The organism is Aureivirga marina (assembly GCF_015767265.1).
Taxonomy (GTDB): Bacteria; Bacteroidota; Bacteroidia; order Flavobacteriales; family Flavobacteriaceae; genus Aureivirga; species Aureivirga marina.
The window spans coordinates 116760-142469 of sequence record NZ_JADPIB010000004.1 but is presented as its reverse complement, the minus strand read 5'-3'; the positions used below and the strand labels follow the sequence as shown (position 1 = coordinate 142469).

General features: G+C 27.8%; 25 protein-coding genes and 2 tRNA genes. 14 read left to right on the top strand and 13 right to left on the bottom strand.

Going from position 1 to position 25710, the window contains the following annotated elements; all coding sequences use genetic code 11:
* Nucleotides 1–51: 51 nt before the first annotated feature.
* From I1A51_RS09660 to I1A51_RS09625, 8 genes are all read right to left on the bottom strand, one after another.
* Nucleotides 52–750 (bottom strand): response regulator transcription factor, encoded by a 699-nt coding sequence (locus I1A51_RS09660; RefSeq protein WP_196893375.1) that lies wholly within the window; start codon nucleotides 748–750, stop codon nucleotides 52–54.
* An 11-nt stretch (nucleotides 751–761) separates the two neighbouring features.
* On the bottom strand, nucleotides 762–2291 hold the full coding sequence (locus tag I1A51_RS09655) for a sensor histidine kinase (RefSeq protein WP_231374008.1): 1530 nt from the start codon (nucleotides 2289–2291) through the stop codon (nucleotides 762–764).
* A 137-nt stretch (nucleotides 2292–2428) separates the two neighbouring features.
* On the bottom strand, nucleotides 2429–3028 hold the full coding sequence (gene coaE, locus I1A51_RS09650; protein ID WP_196893371.1) for a dephospho-CoA kinase: 600 nt from the start codon (nucleotides 3026–3028) through the stop codon (nucleotides 2429–2431).
* The gene (locus I1A51_RS09645; protein ID WP_196893369.1) at nucleotides 3025–3894 is read right to left on the bottom strand and encodes a YbbR-like domain-containing protein; all 870 of its coding nucleotides are present in this window, start codon (nucleotides 3892–3894) and stop codon (nucleotides 3025–3027) included. Before I1A51_RS09645 ends, coaE begins: the two co-directional genes overlap by 4 nt.
* Before the next feature lie 171 nt (nucleotides 3895–4065).
* Nucleotides 4066–4386, bottom strand: coding sequence for a preprotein translocase subunit YajC (yajC, locus tag I1A51_RS09640; protein ID WP_196893367.1), 321 nt, complete (start codon nucleotides 4384–4386; stop codon nucleotides 4066–4068).
* Between the two features lie 20 nt (nucleotides 4387–4406).
* On the bottom strand, nucleotides 4407–4961 hold the full coding sequence (locus tag I1A51_RS09635; RefSeq protein ID WP_196893366.1) for a DUF1573 domain-containing protein: 555 nt from the start codon (nucleotides 4959–4961) through the stop codon (nucleotides 4407–4409).
* 35 nt (nucleotides 4962–4996) lie between these two features.
* Nucleotides 4997–5935, bottom strand: coding sequence for a transcription antitermination factor NusB (nusB, locus tag I1A51_RS09630; protein WP_196893364.1), 939 nt, complete (start codon nucleotides 5933–5935; stop codon nucleotides 4997–4999).
* A 94-nt stretch (nucleotides 5936–6029) separates the two neighbouring features.
* Nucleotides 6030–7130 carry a Glu/Leu/Phe/Val family dehydrogenase gene (locus I1A51_RS09625; RefSeq protein ID WP_196893362.1) on the bottom strand — a complete coding sequence of 367 codons (1101 nt, stop codon included), beginning with the start codon at nucleotides 7128–7130 and terminating at the stop codon, nucleotides 6030–6032.
* Nucleotides 7131–7403: 273 nt separating this feature from the next.
* Between I1A51_RS09625 and I1A51_RS09620 the strand changes: the two genes are divergently transcribed.
* From I1A51_RS09620 to I1A51_RS09610, 3 genes are all read left to right on the top strand, one after another.
* Entirely contained in the window at nucleotides 7404–9158 is a 1755-nt protein-coding gene (locus I1A51_RS09620) for an ABC transporter ATP-binding protein (RefSeq protein ID WP_196893360.1), read from the top strand.
* A gap of 80 nt (nucleotides 9159–9238) precedes the next feature.
* The gene (locus tag I1A51_RS09615) at nucleotides 9239–9604 is read left to right on the top strand and encodes a PUR family DNA/RNA-binding protein (protein ID WP_196893358.1); all 366 of its coding nucleotides are present in this window, start codon (nucleotides 9239–9241) and stop codon (nucleotides 9602–9604) included.
* Nucleotides 9605–9728: 124 nt separating this feature from the next.
* Nucleotides 9729–10748: a succinylglutamate desuccinylase/aspartoacylase family protein gene (locus tag I1A51_RS09610; RefSeq protein ID WP_196893356.1), complete on the top strand. Its 1020-nt coding sequence runs from the start codon at nucleotides 9729–9731 to the stop codon at nucleotides 10746–10748.
* 74 nt (nucleotides 10749–10822) lie between these two features.
* Here the strand turns inward: I1A51_RS09610 and I1A51_RS09605 are convergent, their stop codons facing one another.
* Complete coding sequence (locus tag I1A51_RS09605; RefSeq protein ID WP_231374007.1) at nucleotides 10823–11491, bottom strand: DUF3592 domain-containing protein; 669 nt, start codon at nucleotides 11489–11491, stop codon at nucleotides 10823–10825.
* Nucleotides 11492–11742: 251 nt separating this feature from the next.
* Here I1A51_RS09605 and I1A51_RS09600 point away from each other — a divergent pair, with 251 nt between their 5' ends.
* The 3 genes from I1A51_RS09600 (at nucleotide 11743) to I1A51_RS09590 (ending at nucleotide 14344) form a co-directional block, all read left to right on the top strand.
* Nucleotides 11743–12393 (top strand): class I SAM-dependent methyltransferase, encoded by a 651-nt coding sequence (locus tag I1A51_RS09600; protein ID WP_196893352.1) that lies wholly within the window; start codon nucleotides 11743–11745, stop codon nucleotides 12391–12393.
* A gap of 63 nt (nucleotides 12394–12456) precedes the next feature.
* The gene (locus I1A51_RS09595; protein ID WP_196893350.1) at nucleotides 12457–12627 is read left to right on the top strand and encodes a hypothetical protein; all 171 of its coding nucleotides are present in this window, start codon (nucleotides 12457–12459) and stop codon (nucleotides 12625–12627) included.
* A gap of 232 nt (nucleotides 12628–12859) precedes the next feature.
* Complete coding sequence (locus tag I1A51_RS09590) at nucleotides 12860–14344, top strand: glycosyl hydrolase family 18 protein (protein WP_196893348.1); 1485 nt, start codon at nucleotides 12860–12862, stop codon at nucleotides 14342–14344.
* Between the two features lie 97 nt (nucleotides 14345–14441).
* On the opposite strand, the gene I1A51_RS09585 is transcribed toward I1A51_RS09590, so the two are convergent.
* The 3 genes from I1A51_RS09585 to I1A51_RS09575 form a co-directional block, all read right to left on the bottom strand.
* The gene (locus tag I1A51_RS09585) at nucleotides 14442–15476 is read right to left on the bottom strand and encodes a formimidoylglutamase (protein ID WP_196893346.1); all 1035 of its coding nucleotides are present in this window, start codon (nucleotides 15474–15476) and stop codon (nucleotides 14442–14444) included.
* Nucleotide 15477: 1 nt separating this feature from the next.
* Entirely contained in the window at nucleotides 15478–16713 is a 1236-nt protein-coding gene (gene hutI, locus I1A51_RS09580; protein ID WP_196893344.1) for an imidazolonepropionase, read from the bottom strand.
* Nucleotides 16714–16825: 112 nt separating this feature from the next.
* Entirely contained in the window at nucleotides 16826–17341 is a 516-nt protein-coding gene (locus I1A51_RS09575) for a hypothetical protein (RefSeq protein WP_196893342.1), read from the bottom strand.
* Nucleotides 17342–17733: 392 nt separating this feature from the next.
* Between I1A51_RS09575 and I1A51_RS09570 the strand changes: the two genes are divergently transcribed.
* Nucleotides 17734–18012, top strand: coding sequence for a hypothetical protein (locus tag I1A51_RS09570; RefSeq protein WP_196893340.1), 279 nt, complete (start codon nucleotides 17734–17736; stop codon nucleotides 18010–18012).
* A gap of 27 nt (nucleotides 18013–18039) precedes the next feature.
* Here the strand turns inward: I1A51_RS09570 and I1A51_RS09565 are convergent, their stop codons facing one another.
* Nucleotides 18040–19116: an AAA family ATPase gene (locus I1A51_RS09565; RefSeq protein ID WP_196893338.1), complete on the bottom strand. Its 1077-nt coding sequence runs from the start codon at nucleotides 19114–19116 to the stop codon at nucleotides 18040–18042.
* Nucleotides 19117–19291: 175 nt separating this feature from the next.
* Between I1A51_RS09565 and I1A51_RS09560 the strand changes: the two genes are divergently transcribed.
* The 7 genes from I1A51_RS09560 to I1A51_RS09530 all read left to right on the top strand — a co-directional run bounded on the left by I1A51_RS09560 (nucleotide 19292) and on the right by I1A51_RS09530 (nucleotide 25678).
* Entirely contained in the window at nucleotides 19292–20158 is an 867-nt protein-coding gene (locus I1A51_RS09560; RefSeq protein ID WP_196893336.1) for an SDR family NAD(P)-dependent oxidoreductase, read from the top strand.
* 21 nt (nucleotides 20159–20179) lie between these two features.
* A complete protein-coding gene (locus I1A51_RS09555; RefSeq protein WP_196893335.1) occupies nucleotides 20180–21091 on the top strand; it encodes a helix-turn-helix domain-containing protein in 912 nt (303 codons plus the stop codon).
* Nucleotides 21092–21136: 45 nt separating this feature from the next.
* The gene (locus I1A51_RS09550) at nucleotides 21137–22012 is read left to right on the top strand and encodes an AraC family transcriptional regulator (protein WP_196893333.1); all 876 of its coding nucleotides are present in this window, start codon (nucleotides 21137–21139) and stop codon (nucleotides 22010–22012) included.
* Between the two features lie 89 nt (nucleotides 22013–22101).
* On the top strand, nucleotides 22102–22524 hold the full coding sequence (locus tag I1A51_RS09545) for a MoaF-related domain-containing protein (protein WP_196893331.1): 423 nt from the start codon (nucleotides 22102–22104) through the stop codon (nucleotides 22522–22524).
* Between the two features lie 494 nt (nucleotides 22525–23018).
* Nucleotides 23019–23143: transfer RNA gene (locus I1A51_RS09540), tRNA-OTHER, on the top strand.
* A 74-nt stretch (nucleotides 23144–23217) separates the two neighbouring features.
* Nucleotides 23218–23334, top strand: a tRNA-Asn gene (locus I1A51_RS09535).
* A 91-nt stretch (nucleotides 23335–23425) separates the two neighbouring features.
* Nucleotides 23426–25678: a hypothetical protein gene (locus tag I1A51_RS09530; RefSeq protein ID WP_196893330.1), complete on the top strand. Its 2253-nt coding sequence runs from the start codon at nucleotides 23426–23428 to the stop codon at nucleotides 25676–25678.
* The last annotated feature ends 32 nt before the right edge of the window (nucleotides 25679–25710 follow it).

Genomic DNA, 25710 nt, shown 5'->3' with positions numbered 1-25710 from the left:
GGTTATTCATTGCTGAATAACCTTTATCTTAAAGAGAACTAATAATATGTTTTATACTTTCTCAACCAATCTAAATCCTTCTCCATGGATATTTAAAATTTCCACAGAATCATCTCTCTTTAGATACTTACGAAGTTTTGCGATATACACATCCATACTTCTTGATGTGAAATAATTGTCATCTCTCCAAATTTTCGTCAATGCTAACTCTCTTGGCATTAAGTCATTTTTGTGGATAACTAACATTCTAAGTAATTTGTTCTCTTTTGGTGAAAGTTTTTGTGGCTCTTCACCATCGAAAGATAAATGTCTCAATTTAGAATTGAAATGGAATTTACCAATTGTAAATTCGAATTGATCAGCATCTGAATTTTTGTCTGCTTCTTTTCTCTGTAAGATTGCTTTAACCTTGTACAGTAAAACTTCTGAATCAAAAGGTTTATTTAAATAATCATCTGCTCCCGCTTGATAACCCCTTAAAACATCTTCCTTCATTGTTTTAGCTGTAAGAAAAATAATTGGCACTTCAGGGTTTGTAGTTCTAATGTCTTTTGCTAAAGAAAAACCATCTTTTCTTGGCATCATTACATCTAAAATACAAAGATCGAAATCATCGTTTTTAAACATAATTAAACCTTCCAATCCGTCTTTAGCATGTGTCACATCAAAATCGTTTAATGCTAAATAATCATTTAATACTGTTCCAAAATTTGGATCATCTTCAACCAATAAAATTTTACCGTTTTTCATATCTTCACTATTTAAATCAAAGGTAATTTAATATAGAAAGTACTTCCTTTTCCTTTCTCACTCTCTACGTAAACTACGCCTTGATGTTCCTCAACTATTTTTTTAACGTATGACAGTCCTAGACCGTGTCCTTTTACATTATGAATATTACCTCGTTGTTCTCTATAAAACTTTTTAAACACATTTTTTTGAACTGTTTTACTCATTCCCATTCCATGATCTTGTATTTTAATTAAAATATTCTTAGCTGTATTTTCGATGTAAACATCTACTTTTGGGGCCTCCTCAGAATATTTAATTGCATTATCTAACATATTTACAAGAACATTTGTTATATGAAATTGATTTCCTAAAAAATGTGTATTGGATGCGCTGTAATGTTTTTTAATGTAACCATTTCTTGATTTTACAATTAAATCTACATGCTCAATAGCTTCATCCATTAATGTCTTTATATCTATATTTTCTTTCGCTATATCTAACTGATTTTTCTCTAATCTTGAAATACGTAATACATTTTCCACTTGAGAATGCATTCTTTTATTTTCTTGACGTATCATGTTGATATATCTAGAGACCTTTTCTTCGTCATTAATTATCTTCGGATTTTTTATCGCATCTAACGCTAAATTGATTGTTGCAATCGGAGTTTTAAACTCATGCGTCATATTATTGATAAAATCTGTTTTCATTTCAGACATTCTTTTTTGCTTTATCATTTGATAAATCGCTGAACCAAATGCTAAAATGATAATAATGATAAAAAAGACTGAAAGAATCAACATTTTAAAAATTGTTGATAATATATATCTCTTTTGTTTTGGGAAACTTACGTATAATTGATATTCACTGAATCCTTCTTTGTCTTCAAACATCGGTACTTTGTAAGTTTGACCGTCATCTTTATTAAAATATCCAGAACGTATTGGAGTTGCAAAATGATTATTATACACTCCGTATTTGAAATCTGTTGAAATTCCTCTTTGCTTTAATTCCTTTTCTATTGCTTTTTTAAGTTCATCATTTGATACTCTATTTTGAATAGGAATTGCTTTCGCAGCAGCATCAAAAATCATCTCAAAATTTGTTAATTGTAAGTCTCCAAATCTTGCGTATCTCGTATAATTTTCATTATTTTCTTCCGACATTGTTGGTTGCCCATCAAGCGATTCATGAAATACATTAACTTCTTCCTTACTATATATTTTTTTAAAGCTCAAAGAATCATTTTCAAAGATTTCAGCTGGCACATCATATTTTTCTTCAAATATACTTTGCGTATAGATAAATGTTATATTTCCTGTTGTATCAATTTGCTTGAATATAATTTGCTTTATATCAGAACTTTTTGGTTTATCTATTTCAGAAATTTTCTTAGAAACTTTTTTGTACCAATAAAGTACTTCATTATTCTTAATATCTTCTGAAACATTTGCTAAAGCAAATTGTACATCTTGTTTAAATTCTTTATCTCGAATTTCTATGGAACTTTTAATCCAATAAACCTGCACTACAATAATTCCCACTAAGGAAATACTCATGAGTAAAATTATGAGTATAAATACCTTTTTTCCCATATTACAAAACTACTCTTTTAACAGGATAATTATAAATTTTTTAACTTTTATTAACATAAACAAAAAACGTTTAATACATTTTTAACAAAAAAAAATAAATATTAGACATTTTTTTCACTGATTTGAAGCATTTTTTTATGAATTTCGAATACTTCAGCTTCTAACTCCATTTTATTGTTATTATGAATGATAAAATCTCCTCGCTTGATTTTTTCAGCATCAGACATTTGATTATTCATTCTAGCAATAACTTCCTCTCTAGAACAATTATCCCTATCCATTACCCTACGTATTTTTTCCTCTGTTGGGGCTGTAACTACAATGATTTTATTACAAAGAACGTCACTTTTATTTTCGAATAAAATAGCATTTTCATAAATAATGTATGAATTTTGTCGGTACTTTTCTTTAAACATTTCAAAATGCTTAAAAACCTCCGGATGCACTATTGAATTTAACAATTTCAACTTTTTTTTATCATTAAAAACAATATTTGCTAAATATTCTCTATTCAATTTACGATTTTTATAAGAATTTTCACCAAAATTTTTAATAATTTTTTTTTGAAGTGTTTCTGAGGTGTTCATTATATTTTTAGCTTCGATATCTGCTATATAAATTGGAACATTCCATTTTTCAAACAATTTTGCTACGGTAGATTTACCACTTCCAATTCCACCTGTTAATCCGACAACTATCATTTACTTATTAAATATTCTATTTTCTTTGGGACAATTTTAACTGAATTTACAAACTTTGGCTTCGAAATAACAATTGGTATTAAATAATTAATATTTTGTTCTTCGGAATATTTATAATCACATTCTATGAAAAAAGAATCCTCATTTAATTCGCTAAATTTATTTAAGGGAACCTGACAAATCACTTTAACCATTTTTGGAAAAGTAATCAAGTTAAATCCTTCTGGCACGTTTTTAACTGTAAATGGGATCTCTAAATTTGCTTCTGTAAATTTTAATACCTCTGCTTCCAAAACTACTTCTTTATCTGAAAAACTCAAATCTTTTAAGTTTTCTGGTATTTGCAACGATAAAATTTGCTTTATATTTGATGAAACTTCTGTAAAATCATATTTTTCTGTATAAATTTCATTTAATTTCTTTAAAATTTTCACAGGACCATAAACTTCTACAGAATCTGGAATCAAAGAATAATTTCCATTAATATTATTTCCATTTTCAAATTGAAAAGTTACATCTGCAAGTACAGGTATTTTTTTAGAAATATTCTGATTTAATTGTAAAAATATAGTGTCATTATAAATATTTCTCAAATCGATGTTCTTATCTAATTGCCCTTGTATTTTTACAAAATGTGATTTTGGCAAATAATAATAAGAATCTTTATACTGCATTTCCACATCTCTCAAATCAATATTCAAAGTCTGTGTTTTCAGTTTATATTTTAATAAATTAAATCCCGTTCCTTTTATTAAAACATGAACTTGTTTATTTGAAAAACTACTTAACTCTTTATTTTTTGGCAAATTAATATAACGAATATCGAAATATGCAGACGTTGTATATTCTTTTGATAATTTAATCAATAACCAACTAATCACTGAAAGGCATAAAAAAATAAGAAATGTTTGAAATTTCTTATTTTCTTTTAATTTTCGAAATGACATCATATTCTTTTACAATTTTATATCTTACCTCGTAAGATAAAAAAAGTGAGCCATATAAGCTCACTTTGATTAGAATATTTTCAATTCAGCTTATTTTTTCTCTGAAGTTTTATCGAATTTCTTACTCAATTCCATCGAAATTGCTGATCTTTCCATTTTTAACTTCCCAGCACTTGTTTCCACGATTACTGTATTATCATTATCATTGATTTCTACAATTTTTCCGTGAATTCCGCTTGTAGTGATTACTTTCTTACCTTTTGTAAGATCTGATTGAAATTTCTTTTCTAGTTTTTGTTTCCTTACTTGTGGACGAATCATGAAAAAGTAAAGAACAACAAACATTACTAAAATCAAAATCATGTTGTATCCACCACCTGCTGCTTGTAAAAATATTGCTGAATGTATCATCTGTGTTTTATTCTTTTAAATTAGTGTTGATTAGCTGATTCTGCTGCTTTTTTTGCTTGCTCAGCTTCTCTTTTAGCTCTTCTTTCTTCTGCTCTTTTCTTTCTTGCAGCTTCTTTTTCTGGATCTGCGGCTACATTAGCTTTAATCTTAATTTGCTCTCTACCTTTTGCAGTATTTGTAGTTAAAGTAACAGTTTTTGTTTGTCTGTTAGGTTTTCCATTTGAGTTAAATTTAACTCCAATAGTTCCTTCTTCTCCTGGTTTAATAGGAGTTTTTGTCCAGTTTGGAACAGTACATCCACAAGATCCTTTTGCATTTGAAATAATAAGATCTGATTTTCCAGTGTTCTTAAATTTAAATACAGTCTCTACAATGTCACCTTCATTAATATCACCAAAATCATGTTCTGTAGTTTCAAATGTAATTGTTGGTGCATTTTCAGTATTTCTAGCATCTCTTTCCTTTGCTGCTTCTACTTTTGCAGAGTCAACTTTTGTCGCTGCATCTCCTCCTGTGTTACAAGAAGCAAATGCCATAGCTATAAAAGCTCCTAAAATAATAGTTGTTTTTTTCATCTTGTTTTATGATTAATTTTGGTAAAAATAAAAAATTATAACAATCCTCTACCAACTTTTTCGATTCTTTTTGATTCCATAAACTCTTTTTGAAGCTTATCTAACACTCCATTTATGAAATAACTACTTTTAGTTGTAGAGTAATCTTTAGCGATTTCAATATACTCATTTATAGTCACTCTTACAGGGATTGAAGGGAATTTTAAAAATTCTCCAATTGCCATTTTGATTAAAATCATATCCATTTCAGCAATTCTCTCCGTATCCCAATTCGGTGTTTTATCTGCAATTTCCTCACCATATTTATCATGGTGTAAAACTACTTTTCTAAATAAATTCAACACAAAACGCTCATCATCAGAATCTTTATATAATTTATCAATTACAAACTGACGATCTGTTTTTATCTTCTTAAGATTCTTTAAAATCCAAGTATTCACAAAAGGAATATCATCAACCCAACCGATAAATTGATCTTCGAAATAATCCTCTAATTTTTCATTTGGAGCAACAATATGCTTAAAGATATTAATCACGAAAGTCTTATCCTCTTCAGCAGACCTTTTTTCGTTTTCCATATATCTTGTATAGAAATCACTCTCTTTAATCAAATTCCAAATCAAACGAACATACTCATCATCTAAATTCCAGTTCGTAATATTTCGCTCTTCAATAGCATCATATAAAGACGTACTTTCAGCTAATACTTGTAAAACTTGATTGTCAATAAATTTTGTGTTTGGATTTAATTCCTCTTTGGAAGCAAGATATTTCTTTTTCGAAATCTCTATATGATTACGAGCCATATCTCTTACGCGTACCAATAAGTCTAATTTCAACAGGTACAAATCATACATTTTATCAATACTATGAAGTAAGAACTTCTCTTCTTTCGCCAAGTTATCGCTTCCTGACTTTAGCATTGCGTACACCGACTGCATTACTTTTACTCTGATATGTCTTCTATTAATCATCTAAAGAACGTTTTTTTATTTTTAGGGTAAAAAAAAAGAGCGGACTGTTTTAGTTTCCGCTCTGCAAAATTAAATATATTTTTTTAAATCTATATTATTTTTTTTCATTTTTTCTAGCATCAATTCTTGCTTGTGCTACATTCAATGCTGCTTCATGAGTAGTAATTCCTTCTTTCTCAGCAACAGAGAAAATATCTAATGTTGTATTATAAATATTTTCTGTCTTTGTCATGATTTCATCTCTACCATACTTAGCAATCTCCGCGTAAACGTTGATGATTCCTCCAGCATTAATCAAGAAATCAGGAGCGTAAAGAATTCCTCTTTCTTTTAATCTGTGTCCATGCTTAATTTCATCAGCTAACTGATTGTTTGCAGCTCCAGCAACGATTTTCGCATTTAATTGCTCAATTGTGTTATCGTTAATTGTTGCTCCTAAAGCACAAGGTGCATAAATATCTACATCTAATCCGTAAATATCAGATCCCATATGAACTGTTGCTCCATATTTTTTGCTTAATTCTAATAAGCGATCTTCACTGATATCATTGATAATTACTTCTCCTCCTTCTTTTGTAATATAATCAACTAAAGTTTCTCCAACGTGTCCAACACCTTGAACTAAAACTTTTCTTCCTTCTAATTTATCTGTTCCGAAAACATGTTTAGCAGAAGCTTTCATTCCCATAAATACTCCGTATGCAGTAATTGGTGATGGGTTTCCAGATCCTCCTCTACTTTCAGAAATTCCTGTTACGTGTGGTGTAACATCATGAATAACATCCATATCACGAGTTTCCATTCCTACATCTTCAGCAGTAATATATTTACCTCCTAATGAGTGAACGAATTCTCCGAATTTTGCCATTAAAGCATCATTCTTTTGTGTTTTTGCATCTCCGATAATTACAGCTTTTCCTCCTCCAAGGTCTAATCCTGTAACAGCAGATTTAAAAGTCATTCCTCTTGATAAACGTAATACATCGTTTAAAGCTTCCCATTCACTTTTATAATTCCACATTCTTGTTCCTCCTAAAGCAGGACCTAAAACTGTGTTGTGAATACCGATAATAGCTTTTAAACCTGTTTCTTCGTCATTGCAAAAAACAACTTGTTCGTGACCATTAAATGAAAGTTGTCCGAAAACTGGATCCATTTTTTTAAGGTCTTTTACTTCGATAGTTTCTGATGTCATTTTGTATATTTTTGTTAATTGAAACTTTAATATCCAAGTGAATGAATTCTTTTAGTACTTTTAGTCAATTTTTCAAACAAATCATTCTTTTAAAATTATCTTGTTAAAAAAAAGATTTCGTTAGCAAATAGTGAATTTCTCTATTATTTTTGACAAAAAAATTTGCATTCATTCAATAGTATGGTTCGCAAATTTAATTTTTTAGTTTACGATTTCAAAACATTCAATTGTTTTTATACAATTTTCGCAGAAATAAAATAACAAAACTTTAAAATGAAAGCTTTAAAATATTTAAATAAATACTTCATAAAATATAAATTTCAATTAATCCTTGGGTTAATTATTACCGTTTTGGCAAAAATATTCGCTCTTTTTGTGCCGCAAATTATTGGACAATCTATTGATATTGTGACGGATTACAAAAACGGAGTGGTTACAGAGCTTTCTGATGTTAGAACACAACTTTTTTATAATATTTTATATATCATAGGAGCTGCTCTGATTTCTGGTGCTTTTACATTTTTAATGCGCCAATTAATCATCGTAACTTCAAGAAAAATTGAGTTTGACCTGAAAAATGAAATCTTTCGTCAATACGAATTGCTTTCTTTAAATTTTTATAAAAAACATCGAACAGGTGATTTGATGAATAGAATCAATGAAGATGTTAGTAAAGTTCGTATGTATTTCGGTCCTGCAATCATGTATAGTATTAACATGGTTGTTCTTTTTATCGTTGCTATTGTGGAAATGCTTAAAATCGATGTAAAACTTACGCTTTATACTATGATTCCATTTCCGATTCTTTCTATTTCTATTTATTATTTAAGCAAAATGATTAATGAAAGAACAACAATTGTGCAACAATATCTTTCGCATTTGACAACGATTGCTCAAGAAAAATTTTCTGGAATTAGTATTATAAAATCTTATGGAATTGAACCAGATACGATTCGCGAATTTGAAGAAGTTTCTAACACAAGTAAAGAAAAAAACATTCATCTTTACAAAGTACAAGCTCTTTTCTTTCCAATGATGATTTTTTTAATTGGAATTAGTAATATCATCGTAATTTATATTGGAGGAAAACAATATATTGATGGAAGAATTAATCTTGGAACTATCGCAGAGTTCTTAATTTATGTAAATATGCTTACTTGGCCAGTAGCAATTGTTGGTTGGGTAACTTCTATCATTCAACAAGCTGAAGCTTCTCAGAAAAGAATTAATGAATTTTTGCATGAAACGCCAGAAATTCAAAATAACAATTCTTCTCCATCAGAAATTCAAGGAGATATTATTTTTGATGATGTAACTTATACTTATGAAGATACAAATATCACTGCTTTAGATCATATTTCTTTTCATGTAAAGCAAGGACAAACTATCGGGATTTTAGGAAAAACTGGAAGTGGAAAATCAACCATTTTAAATCTAGTTTCTAGGTTATATGATGTTTCTGAAGGTGAAATTAAAATTGATAATACAGATATTAAAAAAGTTAATCTTGATGATTTAAGGAAGAATATCGGATTTGTTCCTCAAGAAGCTTTTTTATTTTCAGATTCGATAGAAAATAACATCAAGTTTGGAGATGAAGATGCAGATGAACAAAAAGTAATTCAAGCTGCAAAAGATGCTTATGTTCATCATAATATTGAAACTTTCAAAGAAGGATACCAAACTTTTGTTGGAGAACGTGGTGTGACACTTTCAGGAGGACAAAAACAACGAATTTCTATTGCTAGAGCAATTATTAAAAATCCGAAAGTTTTAATTTTTGATGATTGTCTTTCTGCTGTAGACACAGAAACAGAAGAGAAAATTTTAAGTAATCTTTATCGAGTAAGTAGAGGAAAAACAACGTTTATTGTAAGTCATCGAATTTCATCTGTAAAACATGCAGATCAAATCATTATTTTAGAGCAAGGAAAGGTGATTCAGCGCGGTACACATAACTCATTACTAAAAAAAGATGGATTTTACAAAGAACTTTATGAACAACAACTTATGGAAAAAGAATTGTAATTTTTGTTGTGAAAGTCAAATATTTTTTTAGATTTGTGAAGTATTCAAATGAAAATGATTAACTAAACTGAAAGATTATTATGAATGAAAAAGAACACCTAGAAAGAGAGGAAATTTTTTCACAGGTATTACGTGCAGGGCGAAGAACTTATTTTTTTGATGTAAGATCTACAAAAGCGGATGATTACTATCTTACCATTACGGAAAGTAAAAAATTTACTCATGAAGATGGATCATTTCATTACAAAAAGCACAAAATCTATTTATACAAAGAAGATTTTACAGAATTCAATGAAATGCTACAGAAAGCTACTGAGTATATCATTGATCAAAAAGGCGAAGAAGTTATTTCTGAACGCCACCAAAAAGATTATAAAAAATCTTCAGAACTTGAAACAGTTCAAACACCTGACAGCTTTACAGATATAAGCTTTGAAGATATTTAATTTTTACTCTTAATTCTTAAATTATTACAATAGACTACCTTTGTAGATGGGTAGTCTATTTTTTTATTATAAGCTTTTTAATTATTTTTATATTATTGATTATCAGATATTTAAATTATTAAAGATGCATAGTAAAAATGAAACAACCATAAACAACCTTGATATTGAACAATTCAAAAAAGGTAGTATAAAAAAAGTTTGGTTACACATCATCAATAACGGAATTGGTGAACCAATCAGAATTCCAATTTTTATTGCAAGAGGTAAAAAAGACGGTCCTGTTTTGGGTTTAACTTCTTCTCTTCATGGAAATGAATTAAACGGAATTCCTGTAATTCAAAAACTTTTTAATGATATTGACGTTGAAGAATTAAGTGGAACAATCATCGGCGTTTTAGTAGCAAATGTTCCAGGATATTTATTAGAACAACGAAAATTCAATGATGACGTTGATTTAAACAGAATTGCTCCAGGAAAAGCAAATGGAAATCAATCTGAACTTTATATCAATCGTCTTATTGATCGAATTGTTTCGAAATTCGATTTCCATATTGATTTACACACAGCAAGCGTTGGTCGCGTAAATTCTTATTATATCCGAGCTGACATGTCTGATCCTATCACTTCAAAATTAGCTCGACTTCAAAATCCAGACATCATTTTACACAATCCACCAAATGATAAAACACTTCGTGGAAACGCTCAAGGATTAGGAATTCCTTCTATTACTTTAGAATTAAAAGATCCTAATTTGTTTCAATATGATGTAATTGAAGATAGTTTAATTGGAATTCATAATGTTTTGTTTTTCCTAAAAATGATTGAAGGTGAAGTTTTATGTCCTGTAAAAAATACCATTCTTTGCGAAACTTCTTCTTGGTATTATACGGATGAAGGAGGAATACTTTCTGTAAAACCTGAATTAAAACAAAAAATTAAAAAGGGAGAATTAATTGCAGAAACTCAAGATATATTTGGAACAGTTATAAAACAATATTTTGCTCCCGAAGATGGAATTATCATTGGAAAAAGTGTAAATCCTGTAAATCAATCTGGAAGTAGAATTGTTCATTTGGGACAAAAAATAAGTGAAATTCCTTGTATTACAGAAGATGACACAACTTACATTCAAAAAAAGAAATAATTCTTTATAATTATACTTTAGTTTAAAAAGCTTTGAAAAATAAAACAATTCAAAGCTTTTTTTCATATAATATCTTAAAGATTATTCTCTTTCTTCAAAAAATAAGAAGTAACAATTGAAAAATTATCGATTAATTTTCTTTCTAAATTTGGTTTTTCTGGATTACAAACAATAAAGAAATTCTGCTCTGATTTTTTTGCATATTTATCAAAATGTATTGTGTCAATTACATATAAACATTTGTGTTCATTTATTGTATACTCAAAAGTAAATCTATAATCTCTAATGTGATCTCTCTTATTTTTCCTGAAACAATTCATTCTTTTTAATGGAACAATTTCCCAAGTTTTATATTCTAAATATTCTTTATATCCTTTTCTTAAATTTTTAATTAACAGAAAACTAAAAAGTAAAAAAACAAATAGCCAAAACAAAAAATATTCATCAGATGGTGAATTTATCATTCCTTTAATTTTTGAAAATTCTGGTTTTTCTGGATTGTATTCCAATTGAATTTTATCTCCAGGATAATATAAATCTAAATAAGAATAAGAAATCCAACGATATTTTTTTCCATCTACAATATAAAAATATTCAAATCCTTCAATCTGATATTCTTCTTCATCTATCACTTCATAAATATCTGTTGCAAAAACATCTAAAATTTCTCCTTCAGTAGTTTTCAAATCTTTATTTAAATAATACCACGATACAAAATCTACTTCTTTATATAAATTTTGCATGGATTTAAATGAAAAGTATAAAACAACTAAAATTATTAAAGTAAAATAATTTCTTATAATCAATCCTATTTTTGCTAATAAGCTAATCTTCATTTTTAAGCAATATTTATTTTCTTAGAATTCAACACAAAATTTAACTTCTAGAAATATTAAATTTTTGTAAAACTATAAAATATTACATCTTTTTTAACGTCAAAACTTAGTTTTTGAAAATAACTTTGATATTCTGTAAAATTGAAAATCAGTTTTGTATGGATGAAGATGTTAGAAAAGGACAGGCAGCATATACAAAAGCATTGTTATTCATTTACGATTTGTTGGTTTTAAAAATTTCCAATACATATATCTGGAAATGCCCAACGAAAAACTTAATTTCTCTTTACAATGCAAATCTTACCAACAATCATTTGGATGTTGGTGTAGGAACTGGATATTATTTGAAAAATTGTAATTTTCCTGAAAATACGCGTTTGGTTTTAATGGATTTAAACAAAAATAGTTTAAATGTTGCTGCAGAAAATGCAAAAGATTTAAAACCTGTAACTTTTATTCAAAATATTTTAGAACCAATTCAGTTTCAAATTAATCCGTTTGATTCTATTTCTATCAATTATCTTCTCCATTGTCTTCCAGGAACAATTTCTGAAAAATCTATTGTTTTTGACAATCTTCTTCCAATCTTAAATAAAAACGGAGTTATTTTTGGTTCAACAATTCTTCAAGGAAATATTAAACGCTCGAAAAAAGCACAAAAATTAATGGATTTCTACAATAAAAAAGGAATTTTTTCTAATGAAAATGATACATATGAAGATTTGGAAGAAAACCTTAAAAAACGCTTTGATGAATATACAATGAAAATCATTGGTTGTGTTTGTTTATTCAAGGGAATTAAAAAATAATTTGTAAAGAATTCTAATTTTTTACAACTAAATCTGTAGTAGTAACCTTTAAATTCAATAATTATGAAAAAGATTGATTTATTTCCGACAGAACTTCCGACAAGGAAAAAGGTTCCATTATTTGTTAAAATCGTTTTTATGATTTTAGTAGCAATTTTAGTTTTTGTTCCACTTTATAAATTCGTTCAAGGATTTGAACCAGAACAAAAAACAATAGAAGTTAGAAATTTCTAAATGTTAAATTGATAATTTTAAAATGTTAATATAGTATTGAAATGTTAAAAAAAAATTTTAACATTTCAATCTTAAATTTTCATAATTTTCTAATAAACAAATAATAAGCTATTAATACTTAATTAATCACTTTAAATTAAAAATTCAAACCGATACTATTTTATCTTAAAACTTAATTTTTTGGTACAGTATTTTCAACTTGTGCAAAAACCAATTAACATATTTGAAGATTATGAAATACGTATCAAAACTTTTTGTGATTTTATTCGTTTTTGTAGCTATTTCTTGTAGCGAAGACGATGTAATCACAACTCCACCAGACGACAACATTGAAAACCCTGACAATCCAGATGATCCAGACAATACAGATCCCGATGACCCAGACGATCCAGATGATCAAGATCCAGGTGATGGTGATGATGGCGACGATGGTGATGATGGAGAAGTTCCAGATTTAGACCCAATGACAAGTCCTGTCGTATTAGCTTACTTCCCTTCTTGGTCTGAAAATTATGTAACTTCAGAACAAAATTCTAAATTACGTGAAATCCCTTCTTACGTAAATTATGTATTCCTTTCTTTTGCAAAACCAAATTTAACTTATGTAAAAGGTTCTTATGATATTTCACAAACTGGAATTGAAGTTCCTTATGACGGATGTACTTTAGTAGAAAGTGTAAATGCTCTTAAAAATAAAGGAATTCGTGTGATTCTTTCTATTGGAGGAGAAACTTATTGGAATGCTCCAGATACTTACAATATAAATTATAACCAAATTAAAGATTTAGTGGATGATATGGGATTTGCAGGAATTGATTGGGATTACGAACCTGATGGATCTTTTGCAGGAATTGGAAACCCAGAAAATGTACAACATTTTATCGATTTCTTTAACAATTCTAGAGCAATCATGCCTAAAGAAAAATACATTCTAGCTTGTGCTCCTGCTGGTGTAGGTGCAATCGGTGGACAATTAAATAACGACCCAAACTCTCCTTATGCTTATGAAAATAGAAATACTATAACTGGAGAAAGTGATGCAAATCTTTATGTTGGTTCTGCACAAACTAACGGAATTAATTTATACGGATTTACCTCAACTGGACATATGATTCCTGTAATCCAAGCTGTTGGTGATAAAATTGATTTAATTGCTTATCAAGGATATAATACTGGAGGAAGTCAAAATAGAACAATCATGTATGATGCTTATGCTCATTATGCAAAAACATACGGATTTAAAATTGCTGCTGGAACACATTATCCAAACGAACCTTGGGGACCATATTATACATATACACACGAAAATGTTGCTGATTTAGCAGAGCATATTTCTGAACACCCAGATAGACAAGGTCAATTAGATGGTGTTATGATTTGGCAATTATTATTAGGTGGTGGTTCTTCTTCATCTTATTCTTACTTAAATGTTGCTTCAAAAGTATTAAACGGAAGTTCAAAAAGTAGTGCTATTTCCCAAGCAAACAACTTTGAAATGATGACTTATACTGGTGGTGCAACAGATTGTAGCGGAGAAGAAGGCGGAGGAAAACACTGTGGAATTCCTGATTATAAAGAAACTTTAACGTATGCAAACGCTGGAACTAAGGTATACCATAACGGAAAAATCTGGCAAAATAAATGGTATGCGAATCCAGGGGAAATTCCAGGACAAAATGATGTTTGGGAATTCGTTGAAGATTGTAACGAAGAATAATATATGTAAAGAAAATATTTGTTTAGTTTAATTTTTTATTGAAGACAAAAAGAGCACATTTTAATTAATGTGCTCTTTTTATTTTTTATATTTTTTATTAAGAAAACGATTTCGATTTAATAAAATCGGTAACTAAAAAGCTTATCAACTTCCCTACTTGCATTTCTTGTCCTTTTTCTCCTAAAACTGGAGCTCCTTCACAAATATGTAAATAAGAAGCATTCGATTGTAATCCTAAATAGGAAACAAATCTTCTTGCTTTATTCACTGAAAATCCACTTGGAGCCATTGCTGAAGATGGAAAACTTTGAATTGCATCCAAATCAATTTCGATTCCAAAAGGTTTCTTCTCAATAAACATTGTCGCTCTACGCATTTGTTCATCAAAGAAATTATCTCTTTCCACTTCGATAGATTCAAAAGTTACATATTTTAGTTTTTTCTTATGCTTTTTAAATGTTTTTAAAATAGTCGCTGAAGTATAGTTCTCATGAATTCCAAACATAAAATATTTACTTAAAAAACCTTCTTCAAATGCATAACTAAATCCATTTCCACTATGTCTTCCTTCTAAACTTCTAAAATCTGAATGTGCATCAAAATTTATAGAATTCACTGCTCTTCCAAACGCCAAAGCTGTTCCTTTAATACAACCATAAGCATTGTTATGCCCACCTCCTATTACAATTGGTGTTTTTCCTGCATCTGCAATTGCTTTAACGGTTTTCGTAACTTCTTCATCAATAAAAGAAACCAATTCATTTGCTCTTTCAAAATGTTCTTTTTCTGAAAAATCAACTGCATCCATCTCTTCTATTTCTTTCGAAAAATCTAAATGCCCAAGAATTAATAATTTCTCTGCTCTATTAAACTTATTATCCTGTGTATTTAACAAAGCTTTTAAGGAAACTTCCCAAGCTCCTGTTGCTCCAGGTCTTCCATGATTTGCTCGAACTCCAATATCTTCTGGAACTCCTAGTAAGACAAATTCAGCAGAAGAATTCAATAAACAAGATTCAATTTCTTCAGGGTTTTCAAGAAATTGAACAACTTCTCCATATTTTGTTTCTCCTTTTCTTTTTGAGATATAAGAAGCAATTGTTTTTTTATTATAAACTACTAATCTTTCCATCTTAGATTTCTTTACCATTTATAAATACTTTCTCAATACAATTACTTCCAAAAGAATAAGGAATAAATCCATAAGAAGGAATTTCTTTCGTCAACATAAAATTTGCTTTTTTTCCTTTACAAATACTTCCATGTGTATCAGAAATTCCCATTGCATAAGCTCCATTAATTGTTGCTGCATTAATAGCTTCTTCTGGTGTCATTTTCATTTTAATACATGCTGTAGCAACTACAAAATTCATATTTCCAGAAGGTGTAGATCCTGGATTATAATCTGTTGCTAAAGCTAAAGGTAATCCTGCATCAATCATTTTTCTTGCAGGTGTATATGGAATACTTAAAAAATAAGAACAAGATGGAAGTGCAACTGGCATTGTTTTACTTCCCTTTAAAATCTCAATATCTTCTTCTCTCATTTCTTCCAAATGATCAACAGATAAAGCTTCATATTTCACTCCAGATTGTACTCCACCAATTGCAGTAAATTGATTTACATGAATTTTTGGAATTAATCCATATTTTTTTCCAGCTTCTAAAAGTTTGTCTGTATCTTCAACAGAAAAATATCCTGTTTCACAGAAAATATCTACAAATTCAGCTAAATTCTCTTCTGCAACTTTTGGCATCATTTCATTAATTACATAATCCATGTAACCATCTTTGTTTCCTTTATAATTTGCTGGAACTGCATGTGCTCCTAAAAAAGTTGCTTTTATTGGTAAATCGTAAGTTTCTTTTAATCGTTTAATCACTCGAAGCATTTTTAACTCTGCATCTAAAGTCAATCCATAACCCGATTTAATTTCTACAGCTCCAGTTCCTAAAGCCATTACTTCTTCTAGTCTTTTTCTAGATTGTTCGAATAATTCCTCTTCTGAAGTTTCTTGTAGTTTTTTTGCTGAATTTAAGATTCCTCCTCCTCTGTTTGCTATTTCTTCATAACTCAATCCATTAATTCTATCTACAAATTCTTGTTCTCTATTTCCAGCATAAACAATATGTGTATGACTATCTACCCAAGTTGGTAAAATAATTTTCCCCGAAGCATCAACTGTTTTATCTGCATTAATTTTCGGTAAATTTTCCATAGAACCAAAATCTCGAATTTCATCATCTTCAATTAAAAGATAAGCATTCTTGATTGTTGGTAAATTTTTCATTTCGGCACCAGAAACCATTTTTCTTGGTGCATCTTCCGTTTGTAATAATTCTTTTATGTTTAAAAATAATGTTGTCATAAACTATAGAATTCTATTTTCAAAAGGTAAAAATACTCTAAAATCAATGAATTCTTTAAAAAAAGAGAAAAAGAAGTCTTTTTTTTGAAAAAAAATTCTCTTTTCAGAATTACTACATAAAAAGAAGTAGCAATGTTAAAACAATTCCTCCAAAAGCAAAATATAATCCTTTTCGAAAAATTTTAGCTTTAGGTAAATACATCCAAAAAGCAGAAAGAGAAAAGAATAAAAGTGAAAATCCAAAAAATATGTTCAACCAATACAAAGGTGTATTCGTAGTTGACTTATGTAATTGATTCAACTTTTTTAATGCGGGAGCTAAATCTTTTTTTGTATAGTTTGCAACTCCTGTTTGCTTATTATAAACTCCTTGTTTAAAATAGATAAGATTTCCTTCAATTTTCGTAATTTCAAGATTTCTTATACGCAAGGCCTTACCGAGTTTTTCTTTTTTCAAATCTGTTTTAATTTTTCGTTCAACAGATTGTTCATATTTTAAAAAATCTGTATTTCTAAAAATAAGCACAACTCCACTTATTGCATAAACAGACATAATCCCTGCTAGAAAAAAACCAAGATATCTATGTATTAATCGTACATAATACGGAACTTTTTTATTCTTACTCATTTTGTATTATTTCATTATCATATAGAACTATAATCTATACTGGATATTTTAAATTTATTACAAAGAATAAACTATTCTATTTTATGTAAAAAAAAATCCTTTAAACAACCAAATTAAGGCTTCAAACAGCAAATTCTGCTCAATTTAATTTTAAAAACAAAATATAAATATCATAAAAGTGCATAAAATTCCTATTTTTTTGAAAAAAAATTCTACTGCGCAAAAAGACTGCGCACTTACTTTTCATCTTTGCAATGTAATTATGAAATACACATCAATTCATAATTATTTACGCTAAAGTGGGAGAATTGCTAATCCCGAAAAGAAAAAGTCATGTGTACTATCGTTAAGGCTGAGAATGATAGTACACTAATTAAAATCAGCTTCAAAAAATGGCACTACCAAAAAAGAAAGGGATTCGAAAAATTACTATTGATTCAACGGTTTATTATTTCAAAGTTGATTTAGTTAATGAAACTTCAGAAGTGAAAGCAAATATTGGTTTAGAAGAAAAACCTAATCGACGTTTTAGTCTTTGGGCAGAAAATGTTCAAATTACTCCAAGCATCATTGCAGAAAGCATTTTATTTATGAATCGAAAAACAAGCTGGCAATCAGAAAGCAAAAATTATTCTTTAAAATATAGCGAAGAAAATCTGTGTTTTAATTAATTATTATTTATATAAAAAAATAGGGTTTTAAAACCCTATTTTCATTTTTTCTTCTTGTTGGTAATTCTTCTTTTTATAATTAAATATTTCCGCTAATGTCAATTCTTCAAAAGTTTGTTCACAATCCATTTCTTCTAAAAGAACATTTGATTTTTCCACAGATAATTTCTTAAAATCATAATAAGCAATCATTCTTCCTTTTCGTAAAAGCGCTTTATCGATTTTATCTAATTCAGAATTAAATGTACAAATAATTCGAATATTTAAATAATCACTAAACAATCCATCTGTCAATTGTAAAATTGTAGAAACCACTGAATTTTGTCCAGAATGTTCCCTTTTCATAATCACTTTTTCAGCGTCTTCAATAATTAAAACTGCATTTTTGTTTTCGATTAAAAAAGAAATAAATCCAGGATTTAATAACTCACTTACAAAATCATTTTGAACAAAAATAAAACTTAATTCATCAAATTTTGTAATCAGATTTTTAATATAAGTTGTCTTTCCAGTTCCTGGTAAACCATGTAAAAGAATCAAACCAGATTGGTCTTCTTCAAAACAATCTAAAATCGTTTTATTGACTTCTTGAAAATCTTCATTATAATTTTTCTCAACATCTAATTTTACAAAATCCGTTTTCACTTCTTGCGTAGAAAAACCTGCATTTCCACTTGTTAAAACTTTAAATGATGGAGATGGTTTTTCACAAAGTTTTTCTCTTAAATCGTGATTCGTTTTTAAAATCCATGTTTCTAATTCTGTATCTTTTCCATCATATTGAAATTCCACATCCAAAGATTCACTTCGTAAACAAATCCAAATAGTGATTTTTTTCTTATTGCTTTTATAAAAGTATTCGTTGACATAATCGTCTTCAAATTTAGCATCTTGTTTATCCGAAATTTTCCATGTTTTTTTGATTAATTCAAAATCAAATATTTCTAAATCGATTAAATCTAACGCCTTTTTCATATTCTCTTTTTTTGCTTTTAAAGTAATATCAAGAGAAATTTCAGAAGGAAAGCATTCGTAAAATTTATAAAAAAGTGGACCTCTTTCAATATCATTGTATGTTGTATAAACATCAAAGTAATCTTTCATATCATTTTCTTTTTGAATCTGCAATTTAGAATAATTTTCAGAATAAAAACGTATCTTTTAAGTAAGCATTTTTTTAATAAAGAAGAAATTGTATACAAATCGCGATGAATTGTATACAATTTTTGGTTTAAAATCTTCTCAATTTTGTTGCATCATAAAATTTAATAAAGAAACAATGAATTTAAATTTTCTAAATAAAGATTTAACGGGAAAAACAATTGTTTTTACTGGAGGAACAGATGGAATGGGAAAAATTGCAGTTACAAAACTTGCAAAAATGGGAGCGAAAATTTTGCTTTTAGGAAGAAATAAACAAAAGACAATGGAAGTCTTAAATGAACTAATACAAACGACAAAAAAGCAAAACTGTTTTTATGTTCCTTGTGATTTATCTTCTCAAAAAAGTATTCGAAATGCAGCAAAAATGATTTTAGATAATTGTCCAAAAATTGATTATTTAATTAATTGTGCAGGAATGAATGCAGGTGAACGAAAATTAACAGAAGATGGTTTGGAAATGACTTGGGCTGTAAATCATTTAGCACCTTTTTTATTAAATCAATTGTTATTAGATCGACTAATTTCTTCTGCGCCTTCAAAAATTATAAATCTTTCTTCTGCAACAGAAAAAAGTGGTCATATTCATTTGAACGACATTCAACTGACAAAAAAATGGAGCACTTTTAGATCTTATACACAAGCAAAATTAGCGATGAATATGTGTACAAGAAAATTAGCAAAAGAATTGGAAAACTCTGAAGTAACAGTAAATGCTTTGAATCCTGGATTTATTAAAACAAATCTTTTACGAGATTTAAAAGGCTGGGAATCTTTAGTTGGAATTCCTTATATGTTTTTCTTTGCTTCTAAAACGGAAGTTGGTGCAAATCGAATTTTAAATCTTGCACTGTCTGATGAATTTAATCATGAAAATGGAAAATATATTTATGAAGAAAAAATTCGTGAACCAAATCCAGAAGCTTTAGATGAAGAATTAGTAAACAAAGTTTGGGAACTTTCTAAAAAACAAGTTGGTTTGTAAATTAAATCTTATTTTTATCAGATGACGAGTGATTTTTATAAAATAGAGACTCTTTCAGAAATGTTTAAGTTTTTAAATATTCCCAACCTTAAACATCCATTAATCACTTTGATTGATTATTCCAAAACTCCTTTAAAATTAAAGTTACCAAAACATAAATTTCTTTGTAATTTCTATCAGATTTCTTTTAAAAGTGATCAAAATGGTTTTGTAAAATATGGAAGAGAAACATATGATTATCAAGAAGGAACTTTGATTTATGTTGCGCCAAATCAAGTTGTGGAATATGGAAATTCGGAAAAAATTGAATTGAATAGTGGTTGGACTTTATTTTTTCATGCAGATTTGATTCGTTCTTTTTCTTTAGATAAAAAAATGAAAGAATATAATTTCTTTAATTATCAATCTAATGAAGCTTTACATATTTCTGAAAAAGAGAAAGAAATTATTGAATCGATTATTTATAAAATTCAGATAGAATTAGATTCTAATTTAGATGATTTTAGTGAAGAAGTGATTGTTTCTAATTTGGAACTTTTATTTAATTATTCAAAAAGGTTTTACAATCGACAATTTATCACTAGAAAAAGGTTCAATTCTGATATCATTACGTTATTCTCAGACGAATTAGATTCTTATTTTGAGAAAAATATTCAGAAAGAATCTGGAATTCCAACAACACAATATTTTGCTAAAAAACTGAATTATTCCCCGAATTATTTAAATGAATTAATCAAAAAACAAACAGGAAAAAGTATTTCAGAACATATTAATTATAAAATTTTAGAATTAGCAAAAAGTAGTTTATTAAACTCCTCTAAAACTGTTTCTGAAATTGCATTTGAACTTGGTTTTTCTTACTCACAGTATTTTAGTAGATTTTTCAAGAAAAACATTGGAAAAACACCTAATGAATATAGAAAATCAAGTTAAATTCATATTATTTTCTTATTATTTTGAAATCTATTTAAATATAAAATGAAAAAAGATTTAATTACTTTAAACTTTAGAGATTCTAATTCTAAAATGGAATTTGAAATAATTTCTTTTAAGGATTTCTATAATCAACCAGATATTTTTAGAGAAACTCCTCATATTGTAAACTTTTACATCATTCTTTTTATTACAGAAGGAAGTGGAAAACATGAAATTAATTTCAAAACATATTCTTATCAAAAAAATGATGTTTTATTCATCAATAAAGAACAACTTCATTGTTGGAAAGAATATAAAAACACTAAAGGTTTTTTTCTACTATTTACAGAAACTTTTTTAAGACAAAATCAAGCGAATTTTAAAGATTTATCTTACTCTTTTCCTTTTAATAATTATTTGTATGAACCTTTAATTAGTTTAAATACATCTCTCAGTTTATCTCTACAAAAATTATTTTCATTTATTTATGAAGAGTATCAATCAAATGAAAACAAACAAAAAAAGGAAATTCTTCAATCTTTATTATATGTCTTTTTTTTGAAAATAAGAAATAATGAAATTCAAGAAAAAACAATTGGAAACTCAGCTCAAAAAAAATTATTTATAAGTTTTCAAAAATTAATGGATCAAAAATTAGCCGAATCTAGAAATATAAATGATTATTCAAAATGGCTAAATGTTTCTTTCAAAGAATTAAATGAAGTTTGTAAATTGTTTACAAACTTAACTTCAAAAAAATTTTTAAATCAAGTCATTTTACTTAAAGCAAAGCAACATTTAATTAATAATGAAAAAAATATTAATGAAATTGCATACTCATTAGGTTTTAATGAGCCTACAAATTTTACAAAATTCTTTAAGAAACAATCTCAACAAACTCCAAAAGAATTTCAAAATACCATTTTTGCTAAAAAATAATCAAAGATTTACCTTTTTAAAACAAAATTAACCTTGATAAGCAGCTGGTTTCAGTTGATTTTTGCATTGTAATTTTTAAAAAACAAAAAATGATTGTAAAGAAGTTTTCAATTGGGATTTTAATGGTAGTTATTCTTTCTCTATCATTTTCGCAAAAAATAAATGCAAGTAATTTTCAAAAATCAAATGAAATGGAATTATTAGAAAATAAAAAAAACTTAATAGGTAAAAAGCTTCAATACGACTATGGTCAAAATGTATTTGAAATCACTTTTATTTCAGAAAACAAATTACATTGGAAATGTATAGAAGGTGAATATAAAGGTCAAGAAGCAACTGAAAATTATAAAATTCAAAAATTAAGTAAACATAGGTTTTTTGTTTCTTGGGTTGAAAAAGATGGAATTTCAGTCAGCCAAGTTGTTAATTTAAAAAATAAAAATATTAATACATTTATGGTTGTTGATAAAGAAATTTACACAATGAATGGAACTTTAAAAGAATTAAAATAATCTTCAAATTGTTGTCTTTTGTAATAAATGTGAGAAATTCATCTCACATTTTTTTTGATTTAATCTAATATTAAATTTTATAAAAAAAACAAAACTTTAATAAATAAATTCTATAAAAAAGAAACACTCTTTTTTTCTAAAAACCTTTTTTTTCAAACTTTTTTAAAAAAAAATTCACTACGCAAAAAGATTGCACACTTCCTTCTCACCTTTGTTTCATCAAATAAGATAAATGATGAATTATTCATAAAAATATAGAAAACAATTTGTCAAGAATAACTTACTTCTACATTTTATTTGGGATAAAAAAAGTTATTCGATTACAAATTTTGAAAAAAATAAATAGATCAATAAAAGCTTACTTCGTTCTTTGGACACTAAATTTCCACTTTAGCAGTAGCTTCTAGATTATCTATTTAAATATTGGTCAAAAGAAACTTACTTCCGTTTTATGCCAGAACTATAAGATTCGAGTTTCTTGATTACTAACTATTGAAACAGTAGCTCAACTGGATAGAGCATGACATTTTATTAATTTAAATGATTACCTTTTTTCGGTCATATTCAAATTACTTCAAACCGGCTGTCAAGGTTGTTGGTTCGAATCCAACCTGTTTCTCTATAAAAAGGACAATTTTATGTTACTTCTAAACATCCGATAAATGACATAAAAGATTTCCTTTTTTATTTTTTGGGGCAGTAGCTCAGAGGTAGAGCACATTATAATTTTGAGATTTCCTTTTAGGACAATTATAATTTACTCCTTGCCTGTTAAGCATGAGGTCGTGGGTTCGAATCCTACCTGCTCCGCAATTTTGGTCAACAACAACTTACTTCGCCAAATGGCATTTTACTGATAATAAAACAAGTTGCTGGATTACTAATTTTAAAAAAGAAAAAAATGCAAAAAGAAATTTTAAAAATCGCTATTCAAAATGAAGCTTTATATGTTCCTACATTTGAAAAACAAGATTCTTTTGAAATCAATGAATCTACTTTGAACTTTTTACATAATATCAAAAAACTTGGATTTATTCTTGAAGAGAAAACTTTACACGCAATTCAAACTTTAAATCCAACACAAAAGTTAGAGATTTATGAAGTTTTACAAGAAATTACAGGTGTAAAAAAGAATTGGACACCTTTAATAAATAAATGGAAACTTTCAGTTCGCGTTAGTTTTTCGGATTATTTAAAAACATTTTTACATCAATTTTCAAAAAATAAATCTGGAATTCAAATGCCGTGTGGACATATAATTCCAGAAAATGCTTTTGAATTGGAAAAATATAATGGTTGTCCTTATTGTGGAACTTCATTTGAGTTTGATTCTTTAAAATTAGAAGGAAAAGGAAGTCAATTAAAAAATTTGCTTTTATGGACAAATAAAGATGTAGAAAATTATTTTCATACATTATTAAAGTCAAAAGTTCCATTGGATGCTACGCAAGTTTGGCAATTAAAAACACTTTTAAATTATTTTGATTTACCAAAAAACATCGAAATTCCGATGAAAGAAACATCGATATTAGTGATTGAAAAATTATTTGTAAAAAACGATTTGGAAAGAATTATTACTTTCATCAAATCGCCAAATGATTTATTACGTTATCTATGGTTTCAGCATACAGGATTTTTACAAATCATTCAACCAAAAGTGATTTTAAAAAGAAAAATGTTAAATCAAGCTTTTTCAAATTACAACAGAGAAGTTCTTTTAAAACAATATAAAGAAGAATTAAAATTAAGATACAACAGAACAGAAGCAAGGAAAATCGCTTTTATTTTTAATGAATTTGATTTGAGTGTGCAAAAAATCTGTGAAAATATGCATCCAAAAAGAGAAATGTGGGTTCGTTTTATTAGAGCTTTACGTTTTACAGAATTTGCAAAACAAAAAGGTTTCGAAAAGCTTGCAAAAGTTTTAGATACATTTTATAAAAGAGAATATGTTGTTTTTGAAGGAAATGTTCAACATTTTAAATTAAAATCGGATGCAAAAAACACATTTCGTTTATTAAAGCAAAGACCAGGATTATTTGCGCGTTCTTTATTTTCGAATATGCTTTGGTTTGGAGCTGATGAAACTTTAAAACATTTTAAAGAAATTACTGATTTATTGCCAATTCGATTGATTTTCACTTTAAGTATGTATAGTGAATATTATTTTGATATTAATGGATTTAGACAAGTAAAACCTTTAGGTGGCGTTTCCAAAAATATCATGAAAAATAAATTTTTGACTTTATATGAAGATGAAACTTTAAAAGGAATGCAAGATGCAATCAAGAATTTATGTTTGGAAATTATGGCGAATCGTTTTGCAAAAATGTCTAAAAAAGGAGAAACAATTTATATTAGTCCAAGTTTATTTCATGCTCCAATTCCTGTTGGAGATCGTTCTGAAACAATTCAAGAATTACCAAGTGTTTTAATGGGAACTCGTTTTCCTGTTGATGGAAATACTGTTCGTTTGTTTATGCAATGGGGAGAAGGATTGCCTGCGCAACATTTGGATATGGATTTAAGTTGTAGAGTGATTTATTCTTATAAAACTGAAAGATGTTCTTATTCAAGTTTAACAATTCATGGTTGTCAACATTCTGGAGATATTCAACGAATTCCACATAAAACAGGGACTGCAGAATATATTGATATTGATGTTTTAGACTTACAAAAAGCAAAAGCAGAATATGTGGTTTTTACTTGTAATGCCTATACAAATGGAGAATTAAGTCCAAATTTAAAAGTTGGTTGGATGAATAGTATTACTCCAATGAAAGTTTCAAATTCTGGAGTTGCTTATGATCCTTCAACAGTTCAACATCAAGTTTCGATTTCTCAAAGTATTACAAAAGGATTAGTTTTTGGAGTTTTAGATGTTGCAAAAAAGGAAATTATTTGGTTGGAAATGCCTTTTCAAGGACAAGTTGTACAACAATTAGATCATAAAGGGATTCATGCTTTATTGGATAAATTGAATAGTAAATTGACTTTAGGAGGATTATTAGAATTGAAAGCAACAATTCAAAATCAAACAAAAGTTGTAAGCCCAGACGATGCAGAAGAAATATATGATACTATTTGGGGAAGAGATTTAAATAAAGTTCACGAATTTTTATTTGAAGATTTAGAAGAAGTTATTGTAAAATAAAAGGGAGAAAAAAAGCTTTACCATATGGTAAA